This window comes from Sediminibacter sp. Hel_I_10, from assembly GCF_000688335.1.
GTDB lineage: Bacteria > Bacteroidota > Bacteroidia > Flavobacteriales > Flavobacteriaceae > Psychroserpens.
Genome location: NZ_JHZX01000001.1, coordinates 1,279,339 through 1,304,671, shown reverse-complemented (window position 1 = coordinate 1,304,671; position 25,333 = coordinate 1,279,339). Strand labels below are relative to the sequence as shown.

The window sequence follows — 25,333 nt, the reverse complement described above, 5'->3', positions numbered from 1 at the left end:
GATTGTTAAATTTTAAATCCGAAACCAGTCATTAAAAAGATGCTACTTAAATAGAGCCATAGCATTGAAAATATGACATGTGCAGATGTTTCAAAGCGTTTACCTTTCCATAACTCACTAGAGTAAATAAAAAACTGAAAGAATAATCTAATGGTCCAAAATAGACCTAGTCCTAAAGCAATAGTGCGACCAAAATTGGTGTCCAGTATTTCATTTGATGAGGTTATGCAAAGCAGCCCCATCAAAAAGACTGTAAGAGCAATAAAAAAAGTATGAGTAGTCATCATTTGTCTGTTGATAAGGCTCATGGTTTTGAGCTCTTCTTTCCACTTAAAATATCTTGGGAAAACCACATGGAAAAGCGCTAACATAATTAACAGGACTCCAATGACTTTTATGTGAATTTGCATAATATGTCAGTTATTTTAGGGTTTACATTCAAAAATGGACATGAACGGTGTGAACTTGGTTTCTTTAAAAGTCGAGAATTCTGCTTTATTAAATGCTTTTTTCCATGTTTTTCTGGAGAAGAAATGAGTGAAGCCCACTGAAAAAGCTAAAAAATTGGGAAGGTCTCTGAGATGCTCCACCATAATAATATATCCGCTAGGTTTAATAATTCGTCGGCATTCTTTTAAAAAATCTATTTTCTCATCGTTAGATCTTATTTCATGCGCTGCTGAAAGTAAAAACAAAATGTCGACACAATCATTTTCTAACGGAATTTTGCCAGATAGAATTTTTGAGGTTTTCGGGTACGTTAAAGTTACTTTTCTAGCTCTTATAATAGCCGGTTCTGTATGACGCTCGGAATCATAAAAATCAAATACTTTCAAGTCTGATTGAGGGAATTTCTGTTTTACTAAAAAACTAGTTTCATCAAAACCTGCATTTATGTTCACGAGGAGCGTTTTTTTATCATCAAACCATCTATAGGAGTTGAGCCACTCAAAATTATAATACCCGGAAAAATCATAGACGTATGCCGAGATAACTAATGGCATTAATAGTCCATAAACGAAAGCTATAACTATGGTCCAAAACCACAAGTCTGACCAGTCTATAACTAATTTGCTACAGGTTATAAGTGCTAATATTGTTAGTCCTATGACGTAAAAATGTCTGTTAAAACTTAAGATATTCAACACGCCTTGAAATTTTTTTCTTTTTATTTCCATGATTCGATTCTTCCTTTTTTCCAATAATATGGAATGTTCTCTATAATAAAAGCGTTTGCTAAGACAGCGTCTTTTAGTTGTAAAGTATCCAAATGACCAATTTGATGATTTAGAACGCTAATAGGTTTTGGTTTCCAGTTTTTTCTAACACCTTCTATTATAAGAACTTCTTTGGATTGTGCATTGTATGTGAAGGTAAAAGGGAGAGGGCCTGCGTATTTTCTGGCTGTTTTCCAATCAGGAAAAGGAGAATCTTTGGGAAGTTGAGCTAGGTTCTCGGTGTCGTCTAAAGTGATATTGATGTTTGATTTTTTTGAAATGATTTCGGTTAACTGCTCATTCTTTTTTTTCGAAATATCTGTATGCGTGTAATTATAATGTGTAAAGATGTTACCAGTAAGAGCCATACTCATTTTATCGGTTTCAGATTTTATGATGTATAGACCTCGTAAGCGTTTGCCTCTTTTGTCTAAATACTTAACAAAGATGCGATAGCCAATTAGAAAGAAATCATTGCCTAATATTTTCGGAAAACCTTTGGGGCGTAAATTTTTTGTTTGGACCATTGCCATAGCAAGAAACGCCCATTCATTGTTATAAGTATCTAATTCTAGGCATTCTGGGATGAGATTCTCTAATTGTTTTTTAGGGACAGCAAAGGTTAAAACAATTGAACTATCAAAAAAAGCTTCAACTGCAAAAGGATGGTTTTTAAGAGATTTGATCATTGAACTTTAGTTTGAAAAAGGTTGTTTTGAAATAAGAGAGATATATAAAAAGGCTAAATATTGATGCAAATAATAAATTGAATTTTCCCCAAAGTAGAAGTTCCGGAACTAAAATGAACTCTATGATGTTCATTGTCATGATTATTAATATCTGTAAAATGGCGTTTATTTTTGCTTTATAATTGCTCAATACCCAAAAGGTCATTAAGATTTCTGAAACTCCTATCGCAAATGTTATTTCGGTTGAATGACTAGATCCTAAAATTTCTGCTACAATTTCTTGATGTCTTGGGACAAGATTAAAAATCTTAAATAGTAGTCCATTTACTAACCAAATACTTGCTATCAAATAGTTTGAAATTTTGGAGGGTGTATTCATATCTATAATTAATTTTGTTATTACTAAACTTTCAGAAAATATTGAAAGTAAGTTATAAATTTTTTTAGCTTATTAGTTTCAATAAAGATTTGGTAATCCAGTTTTGCTTTTGATTGACCAATTTGTTGATCATAGCATCTGCCGTTTCTGTCAAATCATGAAGCGCTTTGGTTTGCTTGATCAGCTCCTTCGTTTTTTCGGTGCCATCATCTTTAATTGAAGAGACTTCATTGAGCACTTTAATCACAGGTTTAATTTCTCTTCGGCTACGTTCTTTCGCGATAACTCTTGCCAACTCTTGCACGTCTTTTTCGGTTGTAAAAAACTCTTTGCGTTCACCTGGGATAATCTCTTTGGTAACGATGCCCCAGTCCATAAGCTGTCTGAGATTCATACTGGTGTTCCCTCTGGAAATTTGTAGTTCCGCCATAATATCTTCCATAGAGAGCGGTTGGGTTGAGATAAAAAGTAATGCCTGAATTTGTGCCATGGCTTTATTAATGCCCCAAAGTGTACCAAGGCTTCCCCAGGTACTCACAAATTTTGTTTTGGCTTCTTCGTAATTCATACTTCAAATATATAAAATATTTTAAACTTTCAATAATTATTGAAAGTTTAATTTTTAAAAAGGATGACTTTCTTTATTTCTAGACGTTTTTTCACCTTTTAAAAACACTAATTTTCAAAAAGCAAAAGAGCGACATTTTGTGAATGTCGCTCTTTTATATAATCCATTAAGAGATAAATACTATTTTTTAGCAATCAATCCCGCACGTTTTAACAAGGCATCTGGTCTTGGCTCTTTTCCTCTAAAACGTTTGTAAAGTACCATTGGGTCCTCAACACCTCCTTGGGATAAGACATTGTCCTTAAATTTTTTCGCAACGTCTTTATTGAAAACGCCTTTTTCCATAAAGTACTCAAAAGCATCAGCATCTAATACTTCGGCCCATTTATAGCTGTAGTAGCCAGAGCTGTAACCTCCCTGGAAAATGTGTGAAAATGACGTGCTCATACAGTTGTTTTTAACGTCAGGATAAAGTTTAGTGCCTTCAAAGGCTTCAAGTTCATGAGCTTTTACGTCTTTGATATAGGTTGGGTCTTGTCCGTGCCAGCTCATATCCAGAAGTCCGAAACTAAGTTGTCTTAAGGTCTGCATCCCTTCGTGAAAGGTCGCTGACGCTTTTATTTTTTCAATCAACGCCATGGGGATCACTTCTCCGGTTTCATAATGGGTAGCAAAAAGTTCTAAGGCTTCTTTTTGGTAACACCAATTTTCTAGAACTTGGCTTGGTAATTCTACAAAATCCCAAAACACACTGGTGCCAGAAAGGCTCGGGTAGGTCGTATTGGCTAGCATCCCGTGTAAAGCATGCCCAAACTCATGAAAAAGTGTGGTGACCTCATTAAACGTTAGTAGGGATGGTTTTGTTTTTGTTGGTTTGGTGAAATTGCAAACTATAGAAATGTGCGGACGGTCATTAACCTCATTTTTTATATACTGAGGCTTGTAAACGGTCATCCAAGCGCCATTGCGTTTGCCTTCTCTAGGAAAGAAATCTGCGTAAAATATAGAAACTAAATCACCTTTGGTATCTGTAACTTTATAGGTTAAAACCTCTTCGTGGTATGTATCGACGTTGTTGACTTGTTCAAATTTTAAATCGTAAAGCCGTTCCGCAATTGTAAAAGCACCGTCGATAACGTTCTCTAATTTGAAATAAGGTTTTAGCTGTTCATCATCAAGATTGAATAATTTTTGTTTTAATTTTTCAGAATAGTAAGCGTTATCCCATTTTTGAAGTTGGTTAATGCCATCCAGCTCCTTTGCAAAGTGTTCTAGATTTTTAAATTCGTCTTCTGCGGCTGGTTTGGCTTTTTCTAAAAGTTCATTTAAGAAATGCTCAACCTTTTCTGGTGTTTTTGCCATGCGTTCTTCCAAAACAAAATGGGCGTGGGTTTTATAGCCTAAGAGATTGGCACGTTCGTAACGTAATTTAGCAATGTCCAAAACATGTTGTTGGTTGTCAAACTCGTTACCCTTAAAGGCTTTAGCTCCAGATGCTATGGCTAATTTTTTACGTAATTCCCTGTTGTCTGCATAGGTCATAAACGGGATGTAGCTGGGGTATTGTAGGGTCACAATCCAGCCTTCCTTACCTTTGGCTTCTGCCAATTGTTGAGCGGCTTCTTTAGCGCCTTCGGGTAAGCCAGAAACATCATCTTCATTGGTTAAATGCATTTCAAAGGCATTGGTTTCAGCTAAAACATTTTCGCCAAATTTTAGTTTCAATTGGCTCAATTTTTTGTCAATGTCTCTAAGTTGGTTCTTTTTGTCTTCGGAAAGGTTTGCACCATTTCTAGAAAATCCTTTATATTTTTTATCGAGTAGCGTTTTTTGTTCTGTAGATAAATCTAGTGTGCCCCTTTGTTGGTAAACAGCTTTCACACGTTTGAATAACTCTTCATTAAGGGTAATATCATTGCTAAATTCTGAAAGCAAAGGAGATACCTCTTGTGCTATTTTTTGAATTTCCTCGTTAGTTTCTGCACTATTCAAATTAAAGAAAATGCTGGATAACCGGTCTAATTCTTCCCCAGAAAAATCTAAAGCTTCAATGGTATTTTTAAAATTAGGTGCTTCTTCGTTTGAGGTGATGTCGTCTATTTCTGCCTTGGCTTTTTTAATGCCTTTTAAAAATGCCGGAAGATAATCTTCATTACTAATTTTCGAGAAAGGTGCGGTATGATATGGTGTGTTGAATGTAGTATTAAGGATGTTCATAATAGATGTTAAATTTTATCTGTGTTATGTATAAGATTAACGAAACGTTGTGATCATAATCGTCAATTAATCAATACCTTGCCGTTTTCATTGTGGTTAGTGAATAACTACCTTGAAGGTTGATTAATAGCAGAAAAACCCCGAGTAAAATCGGGGTTTTTTATTTGAGATCTTTTGAAGATTCGATAACTTTTACTTTTAGGCCTTCTTTATAGTCCTGAATGGTTTTTAAAATTTCGGGATTTGAACAGCCTAAAATTTGGGCGGCTAAAATTCCTGCATTTTTGGCGCCATTTAAAGCCACGGTTGCCACCGGAACGCCGCCAGGCATTTGTAAAATGGACAATACCGAGTCCCAGCCATCAATAGAGTTACTGCTTTTTACGGGAACACCAATAATAGGTAGCGGTGATAAAGAGGCGACCATGCCCGGTAAATGTGCGGCACCACCAGCGCCAGCAATGATGACTGAAATGCCTCGCAAGTGTGCGTTTTTACTAAAGTCAAACAGTTTTTCTGGAGTTCTGTGCGCCGAAACAATATCAACCTCTACTTCAATTTGAAACTCCTTTAAGATATCTATAGCGTCTTGCATGACGGGAAGGTCACTTTTGCTTCCCATAATTATTGCGACTTTACTCATGTGTTTTATATATTAGATTGAAGATCTTTTTTTGAAATATAATTATTTTAATGCGGTTTACTTCATTAGCAATACATCATCATTACGTTATTCGCTAATGACCTCAATAGTGTTTTTTACTTGTTCTGCCACACGTCTAGCTTTGTCAATGTCTTCATTAACTATGGTAACATGTCCCATTTTTCGAAATGGTCGTGTTTGTTTTTTTCCGTAGATATGAGGGGTGACACCTTCTAATGACATAATTTCAGCAATATGTTTGTAGACCACATTGCCAGTATGACCTTCGGCACCTACCAGATTTACCATTATACCACCAACTTTGCTGTCTGTTCTTCCCAAAGGGAGATTTAAAATCGCTCTTATATGTTGCTCAAATTGGGAGGTATAACTGGCCTCAATAGTTTGATGACCTGAGTTATGAGGTCTTGGAGCCACTTCATTGATGAGGATGTCGTCATTCTCGGTTTGGAACATCTCTACTGCCAATAATCCCACATGATCAAATGCTTCGGAAACTGCTAAGGCTGTAGCTTTGGCCTTTTCGGCAACAGCATCACTTATTCTGGCGGGACAAATAACATATTCTACTTGATTGGCTTCAGGATGAAATTCCATTTCTACAACGGGATAGGCTTTTACCTCGCCGTTTTTATTTCGAGCAACAATTACCGCCAACTCATTTTTAAAAGGAATCAACTCTTCGGCAATACATTCGCCTTTAGGTAAATCTTTTAAATCCTCAATTTTTCGAACCATCTTCACGCCATTACCATCATAGCCAAATTGAGCTGCTTTCCATACAAACGGAAACTGGAGTCCGCCATTAGTGATGGCATCTTCAATTTCAGATAAGTAAGCAAAACGCGTAAAGGCCGATGTTGGGATCCCATGGTCTTTATAAAATAATTTTTGGGTCGCTTTATTCTGGATGGTTCTTAATGTTTTTGAAGAAGGGTAGACCTTTAGTCCTTCTTTTTCCAATTGTTCTAAGGCGTCTACATTGACGTTTTCAATTTCAAAGGTTAAAAGGTCTACCTGCTTTCCGAAGTTGTATACAGCATCATAGTCCATTAAGTCTCCTTTTTCAAATTTGTCACAGGCAATCCGGCATGGTGCTTCATCATTGGCATCCATAACGTAAGTGGTAATGTCAAACTTTCGAGTGTTGTAAAGCATCATCTTGCCCAACTGTCCACCGCCTAGAATACCGAGTTTAAAATCTGAGGAAAAGTAATTTGTCATTTTTAAAGGTTTCAAGAATTTCTCCTTTCAATTCAGGAATGTAAATTTAAAATACCGCACCGCTACTGATGGATATTATGATAAAACAAAAATAAGCTAATCACATAACAATATTCTAAAATCACAAATCGAAAATCGACAAACGTGAATCAAATATGTATCTTTGTTTTTTCCAAAATCAAAAACAAGTGATTAAGCTACACGATTTAGAGTTTAAGCCCTTTATTGAGCAATCTGCCATTGAAGCATGCATAGAGCGTATGGCTCATGAGATTTCAATGGACTTGAGTGATGAAGTTCCTGTGTTTATAGGGATATTGAACGGGTCTTTTATGTTTGTGAGCGATTTTGTAAAAAAATACCCAAAACCGTGTGAGGTCACTTTTATTAAGTTGGCATCTTATGAAGGGTTGAAATCTACGGAGGACATTCACCGACTTATTGGTCTTACTCAGGATTTATCTGGAAGAACGGTTGTTATTCTTGAAGATATTATCGATTCTGGAAACACCTTAGGGGAAGTCTACCGTATTTTTAAAAATGAAAACGTGAAGGCCCTAAAGATTGCGACCTTATTTTTTAAGCCAGAAGCCTATAAAAAAGATTATAAATTGCATTATGTAGGGATGGAAATTCCTAACAAATTTATAGTGGGGTATGGTTTGGATTACGACGGATTGGGACGCGATCTGCCTGAAATATATCAACTAAAATCAACACAACACATGACCAATATCGTGCTTTTTGGCCCTCCAGGTGCTGGCAAGGGGACCCAAGCCAATTATTTAAAAGAAAAATACAATCTGGTACATATCTCAACAGGAGATGTTTTTAGATTCAATATAAAAAATGAAACCGCTTTGGGCATGCTCGCTAAGTCTTATATGGATAAAGGAGAATTGGTGCCAGATCAAGTCACTATTGACATGCTTAACGCTGAGGTTGAAAAAAATGCTGGAGCAAATGGCTTTATCTTTGATGGTTTTCCAAGAACCAATGCCCAAGCTGAAGCTTTGGATAATTTGATGAATGAGAAAGATTCGCAGATTGACGCGATGATTGCCTTAGAAGTTAATGACGAAATTTTAGTCAAAAGACTTCTAGAACGAGGAAAAACAAGCGGTAGAAAAGATGATGCCGATGAAAGTATCATCAGAAATCGTATTACAGAATATTACAAAAAAACAGCAGTGCTTAAAGAGTACTATGCTGCTCAAAATAAATATTACGGTGTAGATGGTGTTGGCAACATCGATGAAATCACCGAGCGGTTGAGTAAGGAAATTGATAAGCTATAATAGCCTCATTACCTTTAACAACTAGATTTAATAATTAAAAATAGTTCCGCTCTTGCGGAAAATGATCATGACAGAAGGTAATTTCGTTGACTACGTAAAAATGCATGTATCTTCCGGAAAGGGAGGTCAAGGTTCTGCGCATTTGCATCGCGAGAAATTTATTGAAAAAGGCGGTCCAGATGGCGGTGACGGTGGTCGTGGTGGTCACGTGATTTTACGCGGAAATGCAAACCTCTGGACACTTCTGCATTTAAAGTTTAAGCGTCACGCTAGAGCAGGTCATGGAGAGCATGGCAGTAAAAGTAGGAGTTCTGGAGCCGATGGTCAAGATGAATATTTAGATGTGCCTTTGGGAACGGTTGTAAAAGACTCGGATACTGATGAGGTGCTTTTTGAAATTACCGAAGATCAAGAAGAAAAAATTGTAGTGCAAGGCGGTCGTGGAGGTCTTGGGAACTGGCATTTTAAAAGTTCTACAAATCAAACACCTCGTTACGCACAACCGGGCGAATCTCTAGAAGAACGGGACATCACCATTGAGCTTAAGATTTTGGCAGATGTGGGCTTGGTAGGCTTTCCAAACGCAGGTAAATCGACCTTGCTTTCTGTGATTACCGCAGCAAAACCTAAAATTGCTGATTATGAATTTACAACCTTAAAACCTAATTTGGGGATTGTGGAATATCGAGACTTTCAGACCTTTGTTATGGCAGATATTCCCGGTATTATTGAAGGCGCTGCAGAAGGGAAAGGCTTAGGCCATTACTTTTTGAGACATATTGAGCGTAATTCGATCTTACTGTTCTTAATTCCTGCAGATGCTAAGGATATCCGAGAGCAATACGATATATTATTGGATGAGTTGAAACGTTACAATCCTGAAATGTTGGATAAAGAACGTATGATTGCCATCTCTAAAAGTGATTTGCTCGATGAGGAGCTTCAAGTCATGCTCAAAAAGGAATTAGATAAAACGCTTCCTATAGATTATATGTTCATCTCATCGGTGGCTCAAAAAGGCATTGTTGAGATGAAGGATCGACTTTGGAGGATGTTGAATGATTAAACCACTAAATATGAGAGTATTTATAGGTTGAAAGCATGAGTTGGAAAATGCATTTTAAATCGGAATAATTTTTGATTACCTTTCTATTAAAAAGATATGAGAAAAATAGCCTTATGTATGGTTTTGATTTCAATGTTGAGCGCTTGCTCATCAGTTCAAGTCAATTACGATTACGAGAAAACTGCCGATTTCGAAACTTATAAAACCTACGATTATTATTCTGATATGAATACCGGGTTAAGCGAACTAGATACCAGACGCCTTTTGAACGCCATGGATACTGCGCTTCAAAGTCAAGGATACACATTGTCTGCAACACCAGATTTTTTGATTGATATTAAAAGTAGCGAATACCAAGATGTTCAAAGCAACAATGTTGGCGTTGGTGTTGGAGGAACAGGAAGTAATGTTGGTGGGGGCATCTCACTAGGCATTCCTATTGGCATGAATAAGCTTAACCGTGAGCTCATTATCGATTTTGTAGATGAAGACAAAAACGGACTCTTTTGGCAAGCAGTAACCCAATCGACCTATAATCCTAATGCCTCTCCAGAAAAGCGTGAAGCTCAATTTCAAGCTATTGTAGCTAAAGTTCTTGAAGGTTTTCCGCCGGAAAAACAAAAATAAACTTGTTTCTAAGTTTTTAAAAACAGTCATACTTTATCATTTTCCTAACATTTTAAACCGCTAATGCGGCCTGTTGTTTTGTAACTTTGAGTGAAACCGAAAAATAAAACCACATGAATACTATAAAAGGAAAAGTCGCCTTAATTACTGGCGGAACAAAAGGAATTGGATTTGGAATTGCTGAAGCACTCTTAAGTCAAGGTTTAAAAGTCGCAATCACGAGTAGAGATGAAGACTCTGCTAAAGCTGCAGCTAAAACATTAGGTGAAAGAACCAATACCGACAAGCATGTCTTAGGGCTTAAGGCAGATGTTCGTTTACTAGAAAGTCAAGAAGACGCAGTGAAGCAAACCATTGCAGAGTTTGGGCAATTAGACATTGTGATTGCAAATGCGGGTCTGGGGCATTTCGGAAGTATTGAAGAACTAACTTCAAAACAATGGAATGAAGTCATTGATACCAATCTTACAGGAGTGTTTAACTCTATAAAAGCAAGTGTCGATGCGCTCAAGAAAACCAAAGGGTACTATATTACCATTTCAAGTTTAGCAGGTACTAATTTCTTTGCAGGAGGATCGGCTTATAATGCCAGTAAATTTGGAGTAACCGGCTTTACACAAGCGGTGATGTTAGATTTACGTCAGCACGGGATTAAAGTGAGTACCATCATGCCAGGATCAGTCTCTACACATTTTAATGGTAATGAACCTAGTGATAAAGGCGATTGGAAAATACAGATTGAAGATTTAGGAGAAATAGTCGTTGATTTACTAAGAATGAACCCAAGAACATTACCTAGTAAAATAGAAGTTAGACCCACTACTCCTAAATAAAAAGGATTAAAATAGAAACATCGATTTCCTTCGATGATTTAAAAGTAGCCCCATGTTTTACTAAATATGGGGCTACTCTTTTATAAGTTTTTTCTGCCCAATCAAAACGTTTCCTTGAAATACATTCAGCATATAAAGTCCAGAAGATAGGCGTTCAATATCGACAGCGGTTGCACTATGAACGTTCGCAGGAATGGAAAGCACTTCTTTGCCATCTATACTGATCAATTTAAACGAAAAATCTGTTTTCAAATCACTTTCAATAGAAACATTTAGCATATTTCCCGCAGGATTTGGGTATATGTTAATGGTAATGTGATTACTCTCAGCCGTAATGCTGCTAATGCCCAAACTAGCAACTTCAATAGTCCAAGTCACGGTATATAAATGAATATCCTCGTGGCCATCGACGCGAAGTAATGCGGTATTATCAGTAACCAGAGCTGTTAAGGTGTTGCTGCCTTCTACCAGATCAGTTTCCAAAAGACTTAAATTGTCTAATGAACTACTGAAATTTATACTATTTAGTGTCCATGTGGTGTCTAAAGTATTGGGAAGCGGTTGCACCAAATCTAATTGAAACTCCAGTGGTAAAGAAGGGTTTTCTAAAGTATTGGCAACAGGGCTATAAGATTCAATAGGAGATACCAAGGTATGGATACGCTCAATGATGCCTTCTTTGCATACAGAACAAAAGGGGACACCCAAATAGCGCATTTTACAATTTTGATGAGGACGGTACCAAGTTGAAGGCGTTCCAGTTGTTCCATACGGAAAGATTCCCACATTAGAAGATCCTAACCAGTTTTTCCATTTCACTGTTTCTGGATTATTGTCTTGTGTCATATTAACGGCTTCCGCAGCTTGCGCATCTCCAGGATAGTATTCATCCTTAAGATTGGAAAATGAATGTCCTAGCTCGTGAATCGCGATTTCAATAGCACTCTCGTCTGTTGAGGCAAATGGAAACGTACCGCCGCTGCCGCCATAATAAGGTGCATTGACCAAAATAAGCGCTTGGTCGTATTCAGGAAAATTATTAGCAAGCACTGTAGAGATTAGGGCGTAGTTTGAAGAGAATAGGAGTCGGTGAATATTAAAGCTATCATACGCTGCACCAAAATAATTATTGACGTCAATTACAGGAACGGTAGAAGAGCCAGTAGGCTCGTCTGATGCTGTTCCAGGGTGCATCGCACCGCTTTCTTCGGAAGGGACTTTGATGATGTATACATTAAAATAGTCGGAATATTCCAAAAAAGGCGACTGACTGAACATTTCGGTTACAAAAGCATTGGCATCGACTTCAAAATCATCAAATTCTGAAGCGAGATAGCCATCACCCATGATCACTAAGTTGATGCGTTTGTCAGCAGCACCAGCAACCTTTATTTGGGTAACTTCAAAGCTTTGTGCGCATAAAAATTGAATACTAATAAAACATAAAAGAGCTAAGGAATGTTTCATTGCTAGCGGATTGATGTGGTTATTAAGTCGGTAGAGGCATTTCCAGAAGCATCAATTAAGAACAAACGAACTGACGAAGTTGCTTCTTGCAACTGTAATTTGATGGCAATTTGTGCACTGTTTAAATTGAGTTGACGTTTTTCAAGGTTTCCATCGTCGTTTACATATTCCACAATGGGCTGCAACGGATTCTTAATATAACTTCGATCTAAAACATCATTTTTGTCATTGTACTGAATGCATACAATATCACCAGCGTCACTAAGTGGCTGTCTTTGTGTCTTGTCTTTTAAGCGTCCTTCTGTGAGCACCTTGTTTATAAATGTAGCACGATATGTTCCGTTCGTATCTTTTGAAATGGTATAATTAAGGAATAACAATTTTGGTGCTTTGACTTCCTTAACTTCAGAAGCCATTTGTTGAGCTCCTGCACCACAAGAAAAAAAGCCTGTATATCCAAATAGTAATAGCACTTGGATAATAGAAAAATAGGATTTGAACGAACTCATAAAAACGGATAATAGCGATGGCCAATAATGCTTAAAAGTATTAAAAATAAATGAGTTGCAAACAACTGACCAAGTATTAATCCACCTTTACCCGAACGCCTTCACTGTGGCTGCTAAATTCAGGAGCATACATGCTTTGAATGGTTGTAATCCCATTACTCATATTGCCGGCGTTATTGATGCGTAAATCATATTCAAACACATAGATGCCTTTTGGCAAAAAATCAAAAAAGAAATTGGTAGAAGCATCTTTTGTGCTCTCGTAATACCCTAAACCATCTTGAAATTTATAAGCTGATACTACATTTATAGGTTCTAAACCAGCGGCTCGCATATCTTTCATGTGTATAAACTCCATATCTCGGTCGCTTTGTAATTCGATACGCACGCGTATGAGATCACCTACCTTTAAATCTGTTTCAGATGTAATTTCAGAAAGTTGTTCGCCTCTATCGGTATTGGTTTTTTTGAATAGCTTTTTGCGCAATGCCAGCGGTGTTTCTGCAGAGGTAATTTTATCGAGATCTTCAAAATATTGCCAATATAAACTGCCCCATGCAATACCAGGATTGTTTTTGGTCAATGTTACTGTGGCCATTTCCGGGGTGATCTCAGAGCCAGACCAAGCCGTTTTATAGTATCCTGTTCCTGGTTCTACCTTAACATTTTCTAGTTTGGATGGATCAATAGGCTCGTTGCCCAAAACAACATCAACCATCTCGGTGGCTTCTGCGCCAACCAACCAATCACGTCCCTGTAGAAGCAATGCATAGACGGCTTCAGTAGTGGCTTTTGTGGTTTCCCATTTATTGGTTTGCTTATTTTTAAGTAACCAGATTTTGAGTTGGTCAATATCGTTTAAATTGCTAGTTTCAGTTTGCACGGCCTGTCCAACTTCAGCAAAAACCTCAATCATGAGCGCTTGTGTTTCTATAGGGGCTTGGTACCAATGCCAAGATGGGTTATTGCTCTTCCAGTACATTCCTAGCTCATCAGAAGTGATGCTAGTTTCTTTTAAGGAGTTTAAGATCTTCTCAGCAATTTTTGGATGAGCGTTTCGCTGCATTATCAAAGCCATAAGTCCTTTGGCATATAGAGAGCGACTTAACCAATACTTTTGAATCTGGGTTTGGTAATACGTGCTAATGTCCTGTACGTCTTTAGACATTTTTATTTGCGGAAAAAAGCTGCGCATATAAAGGTAATGCAGTTGCGTAAAGCTTAAGTGATCTTTGCTTAAATCGGTCTTTTTATCAAATTTTGTGAGGTCTTTGTATTCTTGAACAAATTCTGAATCAAGGTAAATGATGGCCTTTTCAATCATTCGGTTTTGGTCTTCTGAAGATACTGAAGCGACATTGAGCTTGTCTAAATGTCCAAAGCCTGTAATGATATGCTGGGTGATAAAACGATTGGGTTTACCGCCATGAAACCAAGCCCAGGCACCGTTGTCCATTTGGTTATTTTTTAATTTTCGTTGCGAAGATGCCAATTCATTTGTCATCTTATTCATGTCGAACAAAAGCGCAATACGTTTTTTCTGTTCTGTTTCGCTTTGTGCGTCACGCAGCCACGGGGTTTCTTGAATCAAGATGTTTTTCAACGCTTCATTTTTTTCCAGATTGGAGATCAATTCCCCTTGAGACGCCCATTGGTTAAAGACCTCTTGAATTCTAGGATTGCTGTTGGCAATATGAGATGCTAAGGCATTAGCATAATATCTGCTGAAGGTCTGTTCGTTACAATCGTAAGGGTATTCCATTAGATAAGGTAAGGCTTGAACCGCATACCACATCGGATTACTCGTTACTTCTAAGATGAGTTTATGATTTTTAAGCGTCGTATTTGGATCGTCTGGTGTTGTGGCAGCAAGCTTGTCTAGCGTAAACGTTTTGGTCTCATTGCTCTTGATCCACATTGGCAATGTTTCAGTAACCAATAGTCTATTGGTTAAAACAGGCATTGCATTTTGCTCACCATCACTAAAACTCCCGGCTTTTGCCACGATTTTGTATTGAACTGCGTCAACGTTATCGGGAATGCTTAAGTTCCAAGACACTTGGGTATTGCCATTGGCATCTACACTAAACGCTTGTGTTTTATTGGTGTTGTTCAATTTGGCGTCAATGGTTGTACCTGTCAACGCATCTGTTAATAGCAATTGCGTTTGACCAGACAAGGTATTCTCAGTTAAATTGGAAATCTTGGTGCTTATGGTTATTTCGTCACCTTGTCTTAAAAAACGTGGCGCATTAGGAATGATCATTAACTCTTTTTGGGTTACGGTTTCTAAACTAGTGGTTTTGCTTTCTAAGCTTTTGGTATGGGCCAATAGTTGTAATTTCCATTTGGTTAAAGCTTCTGGTGTTGTAAAGCTAAAACTCACATTGCCTTCGGCATCGGTTTGCAACTGCGGAAAGAAGAAGGCGGTCTCTTGAAGGTTTTTACGGATGACAACGTTTTCCAAGCTTTGTTTTTTAGAAACATCATAAATATAAAGGTTAGTCATACCGTTCATAATAGTTTTCATAGGTACAGCACTCGCCTTTCTCATCAAGAAGTAATATTCAGGATTTTCTAGACTATCTGATTTTGTGAATTTACCTTCCTTTATGGAATAAGCATTTTTCCCTCTATTATTTGTTAGACCTTGAATTTTATCATCATTCTCTAATTTTATGTCAGATGTCGAAATTGTCGCTGTCCCTGTAAATGATTCTTTAGTAGACTTTACGTATCCCATTACGACTACCTCGTCTAATCCTGAGCTATCCTCATTAAGCACTATTTTATAAAAGTTATCTTTTGAAATAGTTAAGGATAGTTTTCTATATCCTATATAAGAAAATAATATAATATCTCCTGCTTTTCCGCTCATGGAAAATTCACCATCGAAATCGGTTGATACTGCTTCAGTTTTTCCTTTGATTGTAATATTTACTCCGGGTAACGGTAGTCCGTCTGATGTGCTTACTATTCCTTTGATCACACCTTTTTTAATATCTGTTTTTTTTATGCTTGAAAAGGTTGAAGGTTTAGAAATTCTTTGTTTTCTTAGATAATTTTGTCTTAAAGAATTGTCACCAAAATAAAACCCAAACCAATTTAATTGATCATATTGCTGTGATTCGTAATTAAAATACTGACGTTCTCTATTGTAAATTCTAAAGGCGCTATTGCCAAAACTTTGTCTAGCATTTAAACTGAATTTCGGGTAATAGGTTGGGGTGTTAATGGGACTAAAATTCCAGTCATGAGATTTAAACTGATCTAAAGACGCATCGTACATGCTTGCTAAAATTTCCGCAGAAACTTTATCGCCCTTAGGTCCTTTTATTTTAAAGCTCCAAGTTTCTTCTGTTCCTGGTTGCAGTTGATCTCTAAAGGTGACGGTTTCTATTTCTAAATCTGTTTTGGGGTAGGGCACATTGATATTGAGGGTCGAGCTTAAAAAGCTGTTAAATGCCGCCAGACTGTAATGAATTGCAAACCCTCCAACATCGTCTTTGGTTACCGGAATTGCCAGCGTTTGTTTTGAGTTGCGCAACGGCACAATAAAGGTGTTTGTAATACTGCCATTTTTCTCCACTTTAACGGTAACAACAACATCTTTTGCAGCAGAGCCTAAGGTGATTTCTACTTGCTCCCCAGCGTTGTAAACATTCTGATTGGTCGACATGGAAAATAGTTGATTGTCGGCCAACGTTTTGTCTGTATCACTATAAAGCGTGGTTCTGGCCTCGTCTTTCACCAGTTGTCCAAACTTGTCTTTACTTTCAAGGCTGATGAGGTATTTCCCAGATGCCCACTTTTTAATATTGCCCAGAGCTAACTCCTTGCTTTTCTCGGTATCAAAATTGGCTTCAAATACTAGTGCTCCTTTCTCCCATTGTTCAGGGTCGGCCTCATTACCATATGCCTCATGCGGAAACTTCATCTTATATTCTTCTAGAGGAATCACTTGATAGTCGGGAGCTTCCCAAGATCGCGCTGTTAAGACGCGTTCTGGCGCCTTGAGTTTGTAGATTTTGATCTGGCCTTCCGCAGCAACAAATTCACCGTTCAAATTTCTGGTGTCTATGGCGATGGTATGATCCTTTTTGGTCTTGTCCAATTGCTCTTCTATAGAAATTGTTGCCAAAAGGGCATGGTAACCAACATTAACGACGGTTGTAGCGCTTCGGGTTTCGCCGTTGAGGTCGGTAACGTCTGCCGTAATCTTATAATTAAAAATAGGAAGTGTGCTTTTACCTACGCTAGCATCAGGCTGGGCCTTAAACGTAATTTCAAATTCCCCGTTACTGTTGGTTTGTATCTCACCGTTTTTTAGTTCTTGTGGTTCGCTATTGAACCATGGTCTGTAAGAATAGTACCATCTTGGGTACTCTACGGTTCTCGTCACGCGGTAAACTACCTTTGCGTCGGTGATGCTACTGCCAGCATAGGCTAAGGCTTTTCCCTTTACGGTAACAGAGTCGTTAACCTTAAACGTTTCGGTTACGGGATTAAATGTGGTCTCAAATTTTGGTCGCTTATATTCCTCAACCGAAACATAATGATTACTCTCAAAACTTCTGTTTTTGTTGTTTGAAGTTAATTGGAGTCGAAACTCCCCTGTAAGTCCTCCGCTAGGAAGGATGAATTCCCCCGCAACAGAGCCAAAACTATTGGTTACTAATGCTAAACTGTTTAAAAGTTCTCCATTGACATTGTAGAGTTTTACAGCGACGTTTTCATCTGCAAGCACTTGGGATGTTTCATTTTTTGAACTGATACTTATACCTTTAAAATAAACCGTTTGTCCCGGTCTATAAATACTTCGGTCTGTAAATAGAAAGGAGGCGTCCTTTATTTGTACCTCTTCTGTATTATTAAAGTTGCGGTAAGCATAAAAACCGTCAAAATATCCTGTCTCATCAGCATCTTTGAGCGCAATACTCAGATTCATGTAACGTTGCTGTGTCTTTTCTATGGTAATCATACCATTTGAGTCAGACTCCAGAAGCACCGTTTTGTAGTCGCTATTATAGTTATTTTGAAACTTTAGTTCTGCGGAAACATCAGCCTGTGGTGCTCCGTTAGTTCTATTGATGATTTGAAAGCTAATCTCGGTTGGTGAAGATGTATCAACTAGTGCAAAATTGGTGGTTTGCAGCGTTTGCGTGGCGAAGGTATTACCTTCACCATCGGTTTTTGCTAAAATAATATAATTTCCGTTTTTAAGAGGCGGAACAATAATTTCTGTAGTATGTGTTTGATAGTCTCCTTCAGTCTTTAGAGTACTGGTCCATGCTTTGCTGACAGATTTGTTCTTTAAAAAGTTAAGTTTTTTAGCTTCATTATAAATGGTATTAAAGTTATCAATCTCAGTGATTCCAACTTCATAAACTGTAAAATCAAGCGTCTTGATATTGGCGTATCTTACCAGAATACGAGCGTGTTGGTTGGTAGGGATCACAGTTTCCGACGTAAGATGAAGTGTTGGGTTGGTAATGATTCGTTTTAAAACGGCGCATTGTTCTGCGCCGCTACTATCAGGATAATTCTTAAGTGTGGCGTCACAAATAGCGATGGCTTCTTTAAGTTTCCATCGTGCCTCTGGATGTGTCTTAATGTCATATCGATTTCCCTGTTCGTAATACAGATTGGCAATTTCAAAATCATAAAGCGCGGCAACGGGATTTGGGCGTCTTTCTTTGCTTGAGGATTGTAAGGTGCTTAACAGGATATCTTCTTTATTATCAAAAGTAGAATTTTGACTCGCGTACCTCAAGCGCTCAACATCAACTGCAACTAAGGCCTCTAAGGATACATCTTTTAAATGAAACGCGATCAGATTTTGATAAATTTTGAGCGCATTTAATTCTAAGGACGTAGAATCTTTAGATTGTAATGTGATGGTAGCAAATTCTGAAGCGGGAGAAAGATAGCTTGGATCGTCAATTTCAAATTGATAGGCAGGTTTAGTGATGCTATTTTCCGAAGTGGTATAAAAGGTAAGCGCATTTTGGGCCAAGATATCATAGAGACTAGGCCTATAGATTTTAGATCCTTTTTGCTCGTTGATGATTACTGCAAATTCGGCAATTGGTGTTTGTTGGAGCTTTTTTGGGTTTTTTAATGATTTTTGATAATAAAGATCGATGTCGTCAAATAGAGTTTGAAGGTCCCAAGTACGAAAATCTTCGGCATTTACTTTTTCTTCAGTCTTGCTACGGTTGTAAAATTGATATCTATGTTGTTGAAAATACTGCCAATACATGGTGGCTAGCATATTTTCTAAGATGTGTTTCTCTGGTGCTTTGGCCTTTTCGATTTCAGATTTAAAATTTTTGACAATCTCAAGCTGCGCTTCCTCTTCTAGGGTGAGTGCATATTTACTTTTAAAGAGTAAGGCCTTGATGTATTGTGCTGAGTTATTTTCGGTTTCTGCTTTTTCTGAAATTTGCTTGACAATGTCTAAAGCCGATTTTGGTAATCCGTCCGTTTCCTTTTTAAGCACCTGTTTCCACAACGCGTCATAACCTGATGATTGTGCGTGGTGAAGTTGAGAACAAAGTAAAGATATAAGAAGAATGAGAAGCGTCTTTGATTGTGACATGGTTTTAATTTTCTTGAAATTTAAGGTCTATTAACATTCAAAAAAACAACAATTGAGTGATTGTGTCGTTTGGTTGAGTGAAGTTATGAATTTCGATTAGAAACAGTTTATATTTGACTGTCCAAAATCAAAAACAATACCAAACAACTTGTGGTACGTGTTTTGCTTAAAAGCTTATATGAAATATTTGAGTTTCCTTTTTTTGATTCCATTGTTAAGTTTCGGCCAAGGCGTATTGGATGAGAGCCGAAAGTTGATAGATGATAAGCATTTTAATAAAGCCGAGCAGCAGCTTGTAAGGTATATTGGCAGTCACCAAAACGAAAAAGAGGCGATTGAGTTATTAGGCGATGCCTATGGTCACCAAAAAAAATGGGACGAGGCGGCAGAGCAATACAAGACATTGACCGAGATAGAGCCCAATAATCCAAACTACCATTATAAGTACGGCGGAGCACTGGGGATGAAGGCCTTGAGTGTGAGTAAATTTTCGGCGCTATTATTTATTGATGACATCAAGGAAGCCTTTTTAAAAGCAGCAAAACTAGATCCTAAGCATATCGATACCCGTTGGGCCTTAGTTGAACTTTATATGCAATTGCCTGGTATTATTGGTGGCAGTAAGGCCACATCTTTAAAATATGCCAATGAGCTTGAAGTAATCTCCAAAGTTGATGGCTATTTGGCAAAGGGTTATGTTTATGAATATGACGAAGAACCCGAGTTGGCAGAAAAGTATTATAAAATGGCGATTGAGGAAGGCGGGTCTTTTAATTGTTACGAAAAGTTGACGACCTTATATGAAAATGAGAAACAGCCCGAGAAAGCGATCTTAAACATGGAAGCAACGGAAAAGGTTCATAAGCGTAATGCCATGCACTATCAAATAGGTAAAGTTTGTGCAGAATATAACATCCAATTAGAAAAAGGAGAACGTTGTTTAATGGTGTATCTTGAAAATCATTCCGCAAAAGATGGGGTTCCCAAAGCTTGGGCGTATTACCGTTTGGCACAAATCAATAAATACAAAAACAAAAAGAGCAAAGCTTTAGAGTATATTGATCTCGCGCTTTCAGAACTTCCAGATATTGAACCATTTCAGAAAGAAAAAACTTCTATTTTGAATTTATAGAATCTGTCAGAATTCTAAATCTTAATAAGATTCTTATCAACTAAAAGGATATTTTATCTTTAGACATTCTGATTTTAAAAACGGTAATAGCTTTTTAAATTAGTCGTGAATTCGTATCAAAAACCGCTATATTTGAAATTCACAAGAGAGATACTATGAACGTACATTTTATAGCTATTGGCGGCGCTGCGATGCACAATTTGGCCATAGCCCTTCACAATAAAGGCTACCAAGTTACAGGTAGTGATGATACCATCTTTGAACCTTCAAAATCGAGATTGGCCGATAAAGGCCTCTTACCTTCAGAGTTTGGATGGTTCCCCGAAAAAATTAATACCAGTTTAGAGGCCGTTGTTTTAGGAATGCATGCCAAAGCAGACAATCCCGAGCTAATTAAGGCACAAGAGTTAGGTCTTAAAATCTATAGTTATCCTGAGTTTCTTTACGAGCAGGCAAAGCATAAAACACGCGTTGTTATTGGAGGAAGCCATGGCAAGACCACAATTACCTCAATGATTCTACATGTGATGCATTACCATGATCGGGATGTGGATTATATGGTTGGTGCTCAGCTAGAGGGATTTGATGTTATGGTCAAATTAACCCAAGATAATGATTTCATTGTGTTGGAAGGAGATGAGTATTTAAGTTCCCCTATTGATCTTCGTCCAAAATTTCATCTGTATAAACCAAATATCGCATTGCTTAGCGGGATTGCCTGGGACCATATCAACGTGTTTCCTACCTATGAGAATTATGTAGAGCAGTTTTCAATTTTTGTAGATAGTATTGTGAGTGGTGGGAGCATCAATTACAATGAAGAAGACCCAGGGGTCAAACGGGTCGTTGAAGCGAGTACAAATGCCATTAGAAAACTGCCTTACAGTACTCCAGACTACCGCGTTGAGAACGGACAAACATTATTGTCAACACCAGAAGGTGATTTGCCTATAGAAATCTTCGGAAATCACAATCTCAATAATCTTGCTGGAGCCAAATGGATCTGTCAGCACATGGGCATTGATGAAGATGATTTTTACGAAGCCATAGCCACATTCAAGGGTGCAAGTAAGCGTCTAGAGAAAATTGCAGAAACAAAGAAAACAGTAGCTTATAAAGATTTTGCACATTCGCCCAGTAAAGTAGAAGCCACCACAAAGGCTGTCAAAGAACAGTATAGCGATAGAAAGTTAGTGGCTTGTTTAGAACTACACACCTATAGCAGCTTAAATGCAGAATTTCTCAAGGAATATAAAGGCGCTTTAGATGCTGCAGACGTCGCTGTGGTATTTTACTCACCGCACGCCGTAGAAATCAAAAAGTTGAATAAAGTGACGCACGAACAAATCGCCAATGCTTTTGAGCGTGATGATTTGATCATCTATACCAATCCAAAAGAATTCCAGTCCTTTTTGTTTTCACAAGATTTTGATAACAAGGCACTATTGCTCATGAGTTCTGGTAATTACGGGGCTTGGATTTTGAGGCACTTACCAAAGTCTTAAAAAAATAACACGATAGGCTTGGCCTTGGGGAGTTGTGAAGCAAGGGTGTTTTATAATTAGAGACTCCCTTTTAAAATTAGAGTTGATCCATTTAAAACACTTTTTCCAAAAACGTCTTTACGCTTTCTTGGTTTGCACGAATCAACTCTGCTCTAGCGCTTTCTATATCGCTTGGTTTTTTGTCTTGAGACAGTTTAAATTTACCCTCCCAGCTCATCATATTAATTTCAAACATACTAATGTACTCTAGGTTTTTATCTAGCCGAGGGTTATCTGCTTCCAAAACGTATTTATGCTCTGGTGCTTCTAAAAAAGCCGTCATGCTAATGAGTGATTGTTTGAGTGCCGCTTTACTTAAGATGGCTTCTACAGTGCCTTCAATATGCACTTTAATATAGTTCCAGGTTGGTAGCTGTGTGGTGCTGTAGATGCTTGGTGAGATGTAACACTGAGGACCAGAAAACAATACGGTTATGGATTTGCCGTCTGCTAGATGCGCTGCTTGAGGGTTAAATTTGTCAATATGACCAATAAGCTTTCCTTGCTCATAGATCAAAGGCAAATGCGTAATCAAAGGCTTATTATTGGCTACGGAAATGAGCGTCGCAAGAGGATAGGTTTTGATGACTTCAATTAAATGATCCTTGTTATCGTCTTGATGTTGTTTTGGTGGATACAAAAGTGTTTTGGTTTTTAATGGTTTATTTTAGCTTATACGCCAAATTGTCTAAAATGGTGATCCAGATGTTTGTATTGCATCTTGCCCCATTGTTCTTTGGTAAATGTACCAAAGACGGGATGTGCTTGCCAATCGTTTCTGTCTTTGTGAGTGTGTAATTCTTCGATCAAGGATTTGAGTTTTAATTTTTCCGAAGTAAAATCACGATCATCCATGGTTTTAAAAGAGGGCACTGTAGGAAGGTTTTTTCTCCACAGCTTATCGCTATACATGGCTTTTTTGAATAACAATCTCGCTATCCAATTGGGCTTAAGATCATAATCTTTTTTTTGCAGAATGATGTTTATCGGGTGTTGGCAATGGTGCAACATCTGGCTAACGTTCATCTTGCCCCAGTTCGCGGTTTTGCTTTTATCAATAGTTTTTAGCCTTTTCAAGAGGTCTTGATTGGCTTTTTCGGTAAATATGGAGTCCATAATCCATTAAATTAATTGCATCAGAAAGTTACAATATATATCTTTATAAGATGACAGAAAAACCGGTTTCGCTATCTATAAAGAATTGGTCACAGGACGACCGGCCGCGTGAGAAGCTAAGAGACAAGGGTAAAATGGTTCTTAGTGATGCGGAGTTGCTTGCTATTCTATTAGGCTCTGGGAATAAATTTGAAAGTGCAGTGGCGTTGAGTCAGCGAATTTTGGCCAGTGTCGATAACAATCTCAATACGCTCGGTAAACTATCCTTAAAACAACTTATGACCTTTAAGGGTATAGGAGAGGCGAAGGCAATTTCTATAGCTGCCGCTATGGAGTTGGGGCGAAGACGTCGAGGAGAGGGTTTTGTCGAGAAAAAGAAGATTTCTTCAAGTCAGTCTGTCTATGACATCATGCAGCCTATTATTGGCGAGTTGCCTCATGAAGAATTTTGGATTATTTATCTCAATAATTCCAATAAGATCATTCAGAAAAATCAATTAAGTAAAGGTGGGATTACAGGTACTTTAGTCGATGTGCGCTTAGTGCTTAAAACAGCACTTGAGTTTGGCGCGCTAGGGCTTATTCTGGTGCATAACCATCCCTCTGGGACTTTAAAACCAAGTACTGCCGATAAAGATATTACCCAAAAGCTAAAACTGGCCGCCCAAAGTTTGGATATAAAAGTTCTAGATCATATCATCGTTACCGAGAAAGCGTATTTTAGCTTTGCAGACGAATCCATTTTATAAATACTAATCCTCACACTGATTGCCAAATTCGAAATGTCATGTGGCATTCGAATTTTCAAAACAAATGCTTTTTGCAATTTTGATATGGTAAACGGTTTCAGAAATATAAAGAATGCTTTTAGTTTATACCCATAAGATCACACCAAGGTTACGTTTTACCTTTAAGCATTTATGCACGAGAATTCTGGGTATTCCTGTAAGCTTCACTACCACTATTGAAGAGTTTATTGCTCATGATAGTATGAAAATGTCGTATACCAAACAGCCTTTGAGTAGCGAGATTTTTATTAGAAACCATGAATTGCTTTTTGAACAGGGGCTATCTGACGTTGAGGTCAATGTACAGGATTGGGAGGGTACCAAATGTTTTTTTACCACAGGAGATAAAAGTGCCTTACCCTATGATATTTTTGCGGCAGCCTTTTATCTATTGAGCCGTTATGAAGAGTATTTGCCACATGTTCAAGATGATTATGGAAGATTTACCGCAACCGAAAGCTTGGCTTATAAAGAAGGCTTTCTGCATCAGCCTGTTGTTGATATATGGGCATACCGATTAAAAACTCTTTTGGCAGATAAGTTTGAGGACTTTACATTTCCAGAGCGCACGTACTCCGTAAAGCCGGTGATTGATGTGCCTGTGGCTTATTTGATTAAGCATAAGGGGTTGATGCGGGTTTTGGGAGGCACCATTAAAGAGCTGTCGCAATTAAGACTTAAAAGATTGTCTCAACGCTTTTTAGTGTTGTTTGGTTTTAAGAAAGATCCTTATGACACCTTCAAATGGATTATTAATAAACAAAAACAATACAAGTTTAAGTTCACCGTTTTTTTTCTGATTGGGGATTTCTCCACTTTCGATAAAAATATTAGCGTGAATAGGAGGAGCTTTGTATCGCTCATTAAATCTATAGCAGATTACTGTACGGTTGGATTAAAGGTGTCTTATTTTGCACTAGATGATAGCTCTATATTGAAAAAGGAAAAGAAGAAAATGGAGGCCATCATTAACTATGAACTGCACTCGACTAGAAATTCTTTTTCAAAGATTAATTTACCCAATTCCTACAGAAATCTCATTGAACTAGAAATAAAGGAAGATTTTACAATGGGTTATCTCAACTATATGGGATTTAGGGCCGGCACATGTACGCCATTTCTATTTTATGATCTGGATTATGAGATACAAACGCCTTTACTTATCAACTCATTTCATTGTATAGATCATTCCCTTTTGAGATACCAATCGCAGTTAGATAAAACAGAAGCTTTGCAACGTCTTATTATGGAGGTTAAAAATGTAAACGGCACCTTTATGCCGGTATTTCATAATTATGCCTTCGGAAATGAGCCGCAATGGAAGGGCTTTAGAAAACTATTTACCCAAATACTTGATTCTTCCAAAGGAGCACAAGAGACAAACATTGGTTAAT

General features: G+C 37.7%; 21 protein-coding genes. 8 read left to right on the top strand and 13 right to left on the bottom strand.

Features of this window, described 5'->3' with window-relative positions; all coding sequences use genetic code 11:
* Positions 1–5 precede the first annotated feature (5 nt).
* From P176_RS0105895 to P176_RS0105860, 8 genes are all read right to left on the bottom strand, one after another.
* A complete protein-coding gene (locus tag P176_RS0105895) occupies positions 6–410 on the bottom strand; it encodes a hypothetical protein (RefSeq protein ID WP_026753834.1) in 405 nt (134 codons plus the stop codon).
* 15 nt (positions 411–425) lie between these two features.
* A complete protein-coding gene (locus tag P176_RS0105890; RefSeq protein WP_026753833.1) occupies positions 426–1,178 on the bottom strand; it encodes a methyltransferase domain-containing protein in 753 nt (250 codons plus the stop codon).
* Positions 1,169–1,906: a DUF2071 domain-containing protein gene (locus P176_RS0105885; protein WP_026753832.1), complete on the bottom strand. Its 738-nt coding sequence runs from the start codon at positions 1,904–1,906 to the stop codon at positions 1,169–1,171. The genes P176_RS0105890 and P176_RS0105885 overlap by 10 nt, the downstream gene beginning before the upstream one ends.
* Positions 1,890–2,285: a DoxX-like family protein gene (locus P176_RS19045; RefSeq protein ID WP_037348741.1), complete on the bottom strand. Its 396-nt coding sequence runs from the start codon at positions 2,283–2,285 to the stop codon at positions 1,890–1,892. The genes P176_RS0105885 and P176_RS19045 overlap by 17 nt, the downstream gene beginning before the upstream one ends.
* Before the next feature lie 64 nt (positions 2,286–2,349).
* Positions 2,350–2,853, bottom strand: coding sequence for a GbsR/MarR family transcriptional regulator (locus tag P176_RS0105875; RefSeq protein ID WP_026753831.1), 504 nt, complete (start codon positions 2,851–2,853; stop codon positions 2,350–2,352).
* 180 nt (positions 2,854–3,033) lie between these two features.
* Entirely contained in the window at positions 3,034–5,070 is a 2,037-nt protein-coding gene (locus P176_RS0105870) for a M3 family metallopeptidase (RefSeq protein ID WP_026753830.1), read from the bottom strand.
* Between the two features lie 160 nt (positions 5,071–5,230).
* On the bottom strand, positions 5,231–5,713 hold the full coding sequence (purE, locus tag P176_RS0105865; RefSeq protein ID WP_026753829.1) for a 5-(carboxyamino)imidazole ribonucleotide mutase: 483 nt from the start codon (positions 5,711–5,713) through the stop codon (positions 5,231–5,233).
* Positions 5,714–5,800: 87 nt separating this feature from the next.
* A complete protein-coding gene (locus P176_RS0105860; protein ID WP_026753828.1) occupies positions 5,801–6,958 on the bottom strand; it encodes a 5-(carboxyamino)imidazole ribonucleotide synthase in 1,158 nt (385 codons plus the stop codon).
* 188 nt (positions 6,959–7,146) lie between these two features.
* Here P176_RS0105860 and P176_RS20265 point away from each other — a divergent pair, with 188 nt between their 5' ends.
* The 4 genes from P176_RS20265 to P176_RS0105840 all read left to right on the top strand — a co-directional run bounded on the left by P176_RS20265 (position 7,147) and on the right by P176_RS0105840 (position 10,782).
* Positions 7,147–8,256: an adenylate kinase gene (locus P176_RS20265; protein WP_081820682.1), complete on the top strand. Its 1,110-nt coding sequence runs from the start codon at positions 7,147–7,149 to the stop codon at positions 8,254–8,256.
* 67 nt (positions 8,257–8,323) lie between these two features.
* Positions 8,324–9,322 carry a GTPase ObgE gene (obgE, locus tag P176_RS0105850; RefSeq protein WP_026753826.1) on the top strand — a complete coding sequence of 333 codons (999 nt, stop codon included), beginning with the start codon at positions 8,324–8,326 and terminating at the stop codon, positions 9,320–9,322.
* 96 nt (positions 9,323–9,418) lie between these two features.
* Positions 9,419–9,949, top strand: a complete 531-nt coding sequence (locus tag P176_RS0105845; RefSeq protein ID WP_026753825.1) for a DUF4136 domain-containing protein — start codon at positions 9,419–9,421, stop codon at positions 9,947–9,949.
* A gap of 113 nt (positions 9,950–10,062) precedes the next feature.
* Entirely contained in the window at positions 10,063–10,782 is a 720-nt protein-coding gene (locus P176_RS0105840; RefSeq protein WP_026753824.1) for an SDR family oxidoreductase, read from the top strand.
* 72 nt (positions 10,783–10,854) lie between these two features.
* Here P176_RS0105840 and P176_RS0105835 read toward each other — a convergent pair whose 3' ends face one another.
* From P176_RS0105835 to P176_RS0105825, 3 genes are all read right to left on the bottom strand, one after another.
* Positions 10,855–12,249 (bottom strand): M64 family metallopeptidase, encoded by a 1,395-nt coding sequence (locus P176_RS0105835; RefSeq protein ID WP_026753823.1) that lies wholly within the window; start codon positions 12,247–12,249, stop codon positions 10,855–10,857.
* A gap of 2 nt (positions 12,250–12,251) precedes the next feature.
* Entirely contained in the window at positions 12,252–12,758 is a 507-nt protein-coding gene (locus P176_RS0105830) for a hypothetical protein (RefSeq protein ID WP_026753822.1), read from the bottom strand.
* 76 nt (positions 12,759–12,834) lie between these two features.
* Positions 12,835–19,359 (bottom strand): alpha-2-macroglobulin, encoded by a 6,525-nt coding sequence (locus P176_RS0105825; protein WP_037348739.1) that lies wholly within the window; start codon positions 19,357–19,359, stop codon positions 12,835–12,837.
* A gap of 178 nt (positions 19,360–19,537) precedes the next feature.
* Between P176_RS0105825 and P176_RS0105820 the strand changes: the two genes are divergently transcribed.
* Entirely contained in the window at positions 19,538–20,491 is a 954-nt protein-coding gene (locus P176_RS0105820) for a lipopolysaccharide assembly protein LapB (protein WP_037348738.1), read from the top strand.
* Between the two features lie 155 nt (positions 20,492–20,646).
* Positions 20,647–21,996 carry a UDP-N-acetylmuramate--L-alanine ligase gene (gene murC / locus P176_RS0105815; RefSeq protein WP_026753819.1) on the top strand — a complete coding sequence of 450 codons (1,350 nt, stop codon included), beginning with the start codon at positions 20,647–20,649 and terminating at the stop codon, positions 21,994–21,996.
* Between the two features lie 91 nt (positions 21,997–22,087).
* Here murC and P176_RS0105810 read toward each other — a convergent pair whose 3' ends face one another.
* Positions 22,088–22,675 carry an FMN-binding negative transcriptional regulator gene (locus P176_RS0105810; RefSeq protein WP_026753818.1) on the bottom strand — a complete coding sequence of 196 codons (588 nt, stop codon included), beginning with the start codon at positions 22,673–22,675 and terminating at the stop codon, positions 22,088–22,090.
* Between the two features lie 32 nt (positions 22,676–22,707).
* Complete coding sequence (locus tag P176_RS0105805) at positions 22,708–23,151, bottom strand: DUF1569 domain-containing protein (protein WP_026753817.1); 444 nt, start codon at positions 23,149–23,151, stop codon at positions 22,708–22,710.
* 50 nt (positions 23,152–23,201) lie between these two features.
* Between P176_RS0105805 and radC the strand changes: the two genes are divergently transcribed.
* On the top strand, positions 23,202–23,900 hold the full coding sequence (gene radC, locus P176_RS0105800) for a DNA repair protein RadC (RefSeq protein ID WP_026753816.1): 699 nt from the start codon (positions 23,202–23,204) through the stop codon (positions 23,898–23,900).
* A 112-nt stretch (positions 23,901–24,012) separates the two neighbouring features.
* Positions 24,013–25,332, top strand: coding sequence for a polysaccharide deacetylase family protein (locus tag P176_RS0105795; RefSeq protein ID WP_026753815.1), 1,320 nt, complete (start codon positions 24,013–24,015; stop codon positions 25,330–25,332).
* Position 25,333 lies beyond the last annotated feature (1 nt).